This window comes from Pseudomonas sp. 2VD, from assembly GCF_005503585.1.
GTDB classification, from domain to species: Bacteria; Pseudomonadota; Gammaproteobacteria; order Pseudomonadales; family Pseudomonadaceae; genus Pseudomonas; species Pseudomonas aeruginosa.
This window is the reverse complement of record NZ_SCND01000427.1, coordinates 1-4,613: the sequence shown is the minus strand read 5'-3', so window position 1 is coordinate 4,613 and position 4,613 is coordinate 1. Positions and strand designations below refer to the sequence as shown.

Annotated in this window: 2 protein-coding genes and 1 pseudogene; all 3 read right to left on the bottom strand. The window is 67.7% G+C overall.

Translation table 11 applies throughout. The features are described 5' to 3' along the window. Positions 1–131: pseudogene (locus FFS27_RS28865) on the bottom strand (peptide ABC transporter permease); the annotation flags it as partial. Position 132: 1 nt separating this feature from the next. Beyond that, positions 133–1,941, bottom strand: coding sequence for an extracellular solute-binding protein (locus FFS27_RS28860; RefSeq protein WP_015503012.1), 1,809 nt, complete (start codon positions 1,939–1,941; stop codon positions 133–135). 3 nt (positions 1,942–1,944) lie between these two features. After that, on the bottom strand, positions 1,945–4,485 hold the full coding sequence (locus FFS27_RS28855) for a TonB-dependent receptor plug domain-containing protein (RefSeq protein ID WP_003139667.1): 2,541 nt from the start codon (positions 4,483–4,485) through the stop codon (positions 1,945–1,947). Positions 4,486–4,613: the final 128 nt, after the last annotated feature.

Genomic DNA, 4,613 nt, shown 5'->3' with positions numbered 1-4,613 from the left:
CCCTGCAGGCGCGCGATGGCCTGATCCACCGGCCCGCCGGGTGCGGCCTGGACGATGGCGAAGTTGATCAGCAGGATGCCCAGCAGGGTCGGCAGGATCAGCGCCAGGCGGCGCAACAGGTAGCCGCCCATGTCACTGCGCCTCCCGGCTCGGCGCGGCCCGCTCGCGGACTTCCCACCAGGTGTTCAGCCCCAGGCTGTAGCGCGGCGCCTGCGGCGGTCGGCCGAAGCGATTCCAGCTGGCGATCCAGACCTCGTCGGAATACCAGGTCGGGATCAGGTAGTAGCCCCATTGCAGCACCCGGTCGAGGGCGCGCACGGCGGTTTCCAGGGCGGCCCGCGAGTCGGCCTCGACCACCGCCTGCACCAGCCGGTCGATGGCCGGGTCCTTCAGGCCGATGCGGTTGTAGCCGCCGGGATCGGCGTAGCTGGAGGAATGCCAGAAGCTGTACTGCTCGTTGCCCGGCGAATTGGACTGGGAGAAGCTCGAAACGATCATGTCGTAGTCCCGCGCACGTATGCGCTCGATGTATTGCGAAGCGTCCACCTGGCGCAGGCGCATATCGATGCCGATCCGCGCCAGGTTGCGCTGGAACGGCAGCAGCGCGCGCTCCAGGCCCTTGCCCTGGAGCAGGAGTTCGAAGCGCAGCGGCCGTCCGGCGGTATCCAGCAGGCGTCCGTCGACGGCATGCCAGCCGGCCTCGCCGAGCAGGCGGTAGGCCTGCACCAGGCGCTCATGGATATCGCCGCTGCCGTCGTTCACCGGCGGAGCGTAGGCCTGGCCGAAGACCTCCTCGGGGATCTGCCCACGCAGCGGCTCCAGCAAGGCCAGTTCGTCGGCGCCGGGCAGGCCGCGAGCGGCCATCTCCGAGTTGTCGAAATAGCTGCGCAGGCGCTTGTAGCGACCGCCGAAGAGCTGTCGGTTGGTCCATTCGAAGTCGAACAGCAGGCTCAGCGCCTGGCGTACCCGGCGGTCCTCGAACAGCGGCCGGCGCAGGTTGAACACCAGGCCCTGGAGGCTGGCCGGGTACGGGTAGGGAAAGCTCTCCTGGCGCAACCGGCCATCGCGCAGGGCCGGCGAGTCGTAGCCGCTGCTCCAGGCCTTGACGCTGGTCTCGACATTGATGTCGGCCTGCCCGGCCTTGAACGCCTGCAAGGCCACGCCGCTGTCGCGGTAGTAGTCGAAACGGATCCGCTCGAAGTTGTACAGGCCACGCCCGACCGGCAGGTCGCGAGCCCACCAGTCGGGGTTGCGCCGGTAGCTCACCGAACGCCCCGCCTCGGCCTTCTCCAGCCGGTAAGGTCCGCTGCCCAGCGGCGGCTGCATGCTGCTGCGGTTGAAGTCGCGTCCCTGCCACCAATGCCTGGGCAGCACGTAGAGCTGGGCCAGCACCAGCGGCAGTTCGCGGTTGCCGGCATGACGGAAGTCGAAGCGGATGCGCAGGCGGTCCTCCACCACCGGCTCGAGGACCTCCTTGTAGTAGGCGCGCCAGAACGGGCTGCCCTGCTCGACCAGGCTGTCGAAGGAAAACTTCACGTCCTCGGCGGTGACCGCCACGCCGTCGCTGAAGCGCGCCCGCGGATCAATATGGAAACGCACCCAGCTGTTGTCCGGGGCTTTCTCGATGTAGCGCGCCAGGTAGCCGTATTCGGTGAACGGCTCGTCCAGCGACTGGAAGCCGAGGGTTTCGTAGATCAGCGCGGCCTGGGTCATGCTGATCGGCGTGCCGCGGTTGGCGAAGGGGTTCAGCGTGTCGAAGCTGCCGCTTTCCATCCGCCGCAGGCTGCCGCCCTTGGGCGCCTGCGGGTCGACGAAGTCGAAGTGCTGGAAACCCGGCGGGTATTTCGCCGGCTCGTCGTAGAGCGTGATGGCATGGCGCGGCTCGCTGCGGGCCAGGCTGGCGAGCAGGCAGCAGGCGAAGACCAGGATGCGTCCGGGCATGGCTCAACCACCGAAGTGATAGCTGAAGTCCAGCCACCATTGGCGGCCCATGGCGTCGTAGTTGCCGGTGGGATAGTACGGCCAGCCATCGGAGTCGTCCTCCTTGATCTGGTCGAGCAGGTTGTTCACCGTCAGGCCGACGCTGGCGCGTTCGTTGAGCCGGTAGCGGGCGCTGGCGTTGAACACCGTCCACGGGCTCAGGCGCCCACTGCCAGCGGCGTTGGTAACGCTGCCGTAGCGCACCGCGAAGAGCGTCGAGGTGAACTGTGCGTAGTCCCAGGTCAGGCTGGCGTTGAGTTTGCTGCGCCAGTCGTGGGAGTCGAGGCTGTCGCGCTGGTTCTCGCTGGGGTAGTCGTCGGACTGCTGGTAGTCGTGGGACAACACCAGGGTGTAGCCGAGGGTCGAGGAGAACGCGCCGTAGTCACCGGCGCCCCAGCGGATGTTGCTGCGCAGGTCGATGCCGCTGGTGCGCTCCTTGGCCGCGTTGATGGCATTGACGTAGACCTTGTTCAGGCGATTCGGATCGACGCTGGCGTCGCCGGCGTTGCGTTCGACCCGCGCCAGGGTGTCGCGGCACTGCGCCGAGTCCGGATCGAGCCCGCCGCTGCGGCAGGCCGCCTCGTCGCGCAGCAGTTTGTCCGGATCGAGGGTGGTCAGCAGGTCGTCGATCTGGATGTGGTAGTAGTCGGCGGAAAAGTCGAACCTGCTCGACGGCGACCAGACGAAGCCGTAGCTCCAGTAGCGCCCGCGCTCGGACTTCAGGTCGGGCGTGCCGCTCTGCACGTAGTCGACCCGACCGTTCTTGCAAGCGCCGTCGACGCCTTTCTCGCAACCGTAGTAGTCCTTCTGCGCCGGGTAGTAGCCGTTGGCGTCAGCCTGGTAGATGTAGTTCAGGTCCGGCGCGCGGAAGCTGGTGCCGTAGCTGCCGCGGAGCAGCAGGCTGGTCAGCGGGCGCCACTCCAGCCCCAGGTTGTAGGTGGTCTGCTCCTCGGTGCGACCGCTGAACCTGTACTGGTCCCAGCGGCCGGCGGCGGACGCCAGCAGCGTGTCGTGCAGCGGGATGCTGAATTCGCCGCCGGCGGCGTAACGGTCGCGCGAGCCGCCGGAGCTACTGGCCTTGGAGACGTTGTAGAGGGAGCCGTCGTTGTATTGCGAGTCGGGACGGATCCTGTAGCCCTGCTTGCCCACCTCCAGCACGCCGGCGAAGGCCACCGGGCCGGCCGGCAGGTCGAACAGCTCGCCGTTGCCGGTGAAGCTGTAGGTCTGCGAGTAGGACTCGCTGTGCTGGGTCACGTTGCGCCGCAGGCTGCGCCACTCTTCCTCGCTCAGCGGACGTCCGAGGCGCGCCGGATCGGGATCGTAGACCGGGTAGCCGTCGCGTTCGCCGAGCTTGCGGCCCAGGTACAGGTCGAGGATCCCGGCCGCCGGGGTGTAGCGGGTAGTGCGGTCGCTGCGGTACTCGGAGCGGGTTGCGGCCAGTTCGTATTCCCAGGAAGTATTGGCGACGCGGTCGCTGTAGCCGAGGGTGCCGGTCCAGGACACCTCGCGCCACTTGCTGTTGTTGCTGCTCTTGCCGCCGATCTCCTCGGGCGAGAACAGCCGGTACCAGCGCTCCAGGTCGCCGCTGGAGGCATTGATGAAGTCCGGCGAGGTGAAGGACGGCCCGCGGGTATTGTTCTGCAGGTGGTCGAAGCCGAACAGCAGGTCGGCGAACAGCTTGCCGCTGTCGCTCAGGTGCCAGGTGCCGCCGGCGTAGCCGTCGTAGTTTTCCTTCTTGGTCTGCAGGGTCCAGTAGTTGTTGTAGTACTGGTCGGTCATGCAGCGATAGCCACCCCTGGCGCCCGGCACCGGCGCCACGTTGCCGCCGAACAGGCCGCCGAGGCCGGCGCAGGAGGCGTCGCCGAGGTAGCGTCCGCTCTGCGGGTTCAGCCGGTAACCGACGTTGTTGCCGTCCGGGTAGCTGTCCATGAAACCGCGCTGGTTGGCCCAGACCGGCTGGCGCTGCTCGACCTGCAGGCCGAACAGGCCTTCGAAGTCGCCCGTCGCACCGCCGCCGACCAGTTGCAGGCGCTGGTTGTCGCCGCCGCCGCGCTCGGTGGTGCCGGCGCGCAGGTTGACGTCGACGCCATCGAATTTCTTCTTCAGGACGATATTGACCACCCCGGCGATGGCATCCGAGCCATAGATCGCCGAGGCGCCGCCGCTGAGGATCTCGATGCGGTCGATCATGACCGCCGGGATGTTCGCCAGGTTGGTGAAGTTCACCGAGCCGCCATAGGCGGTCGGGTAGTCGGCGACGCGCCGGCCGTTGATCAGCACCAGCGTGTGGTTGGGGCCGAGATCGCGCAGGTTGAGGGCGTTGGCCGCCGGTTGCCAGGTGTTGCCGTAGTCCTCGCCCTGGGTCATGCCGGTGTTCTGGGTCTGCGTCTGCAAGGCCTCGAAGACGTTGCGGTAGCCACGGTTCTGGATTTCCTCGCTGCTGATCACCGTGACCGGCGACGGCCCTTCCTGCTGGGCGCGGGGAATCCGCGAGCCGGTCACCACCACCCGCTCCAGGGTCTGCTCCGCTTTCGCCGCCAGCGACTGCACCTTCGCCGCCGGTACGGCCGCGCGCAGCGGCGCGGCGGAAATCACCGCGCCGCGCTCGGAACGGCGGAACTGCAGGCCGCTAC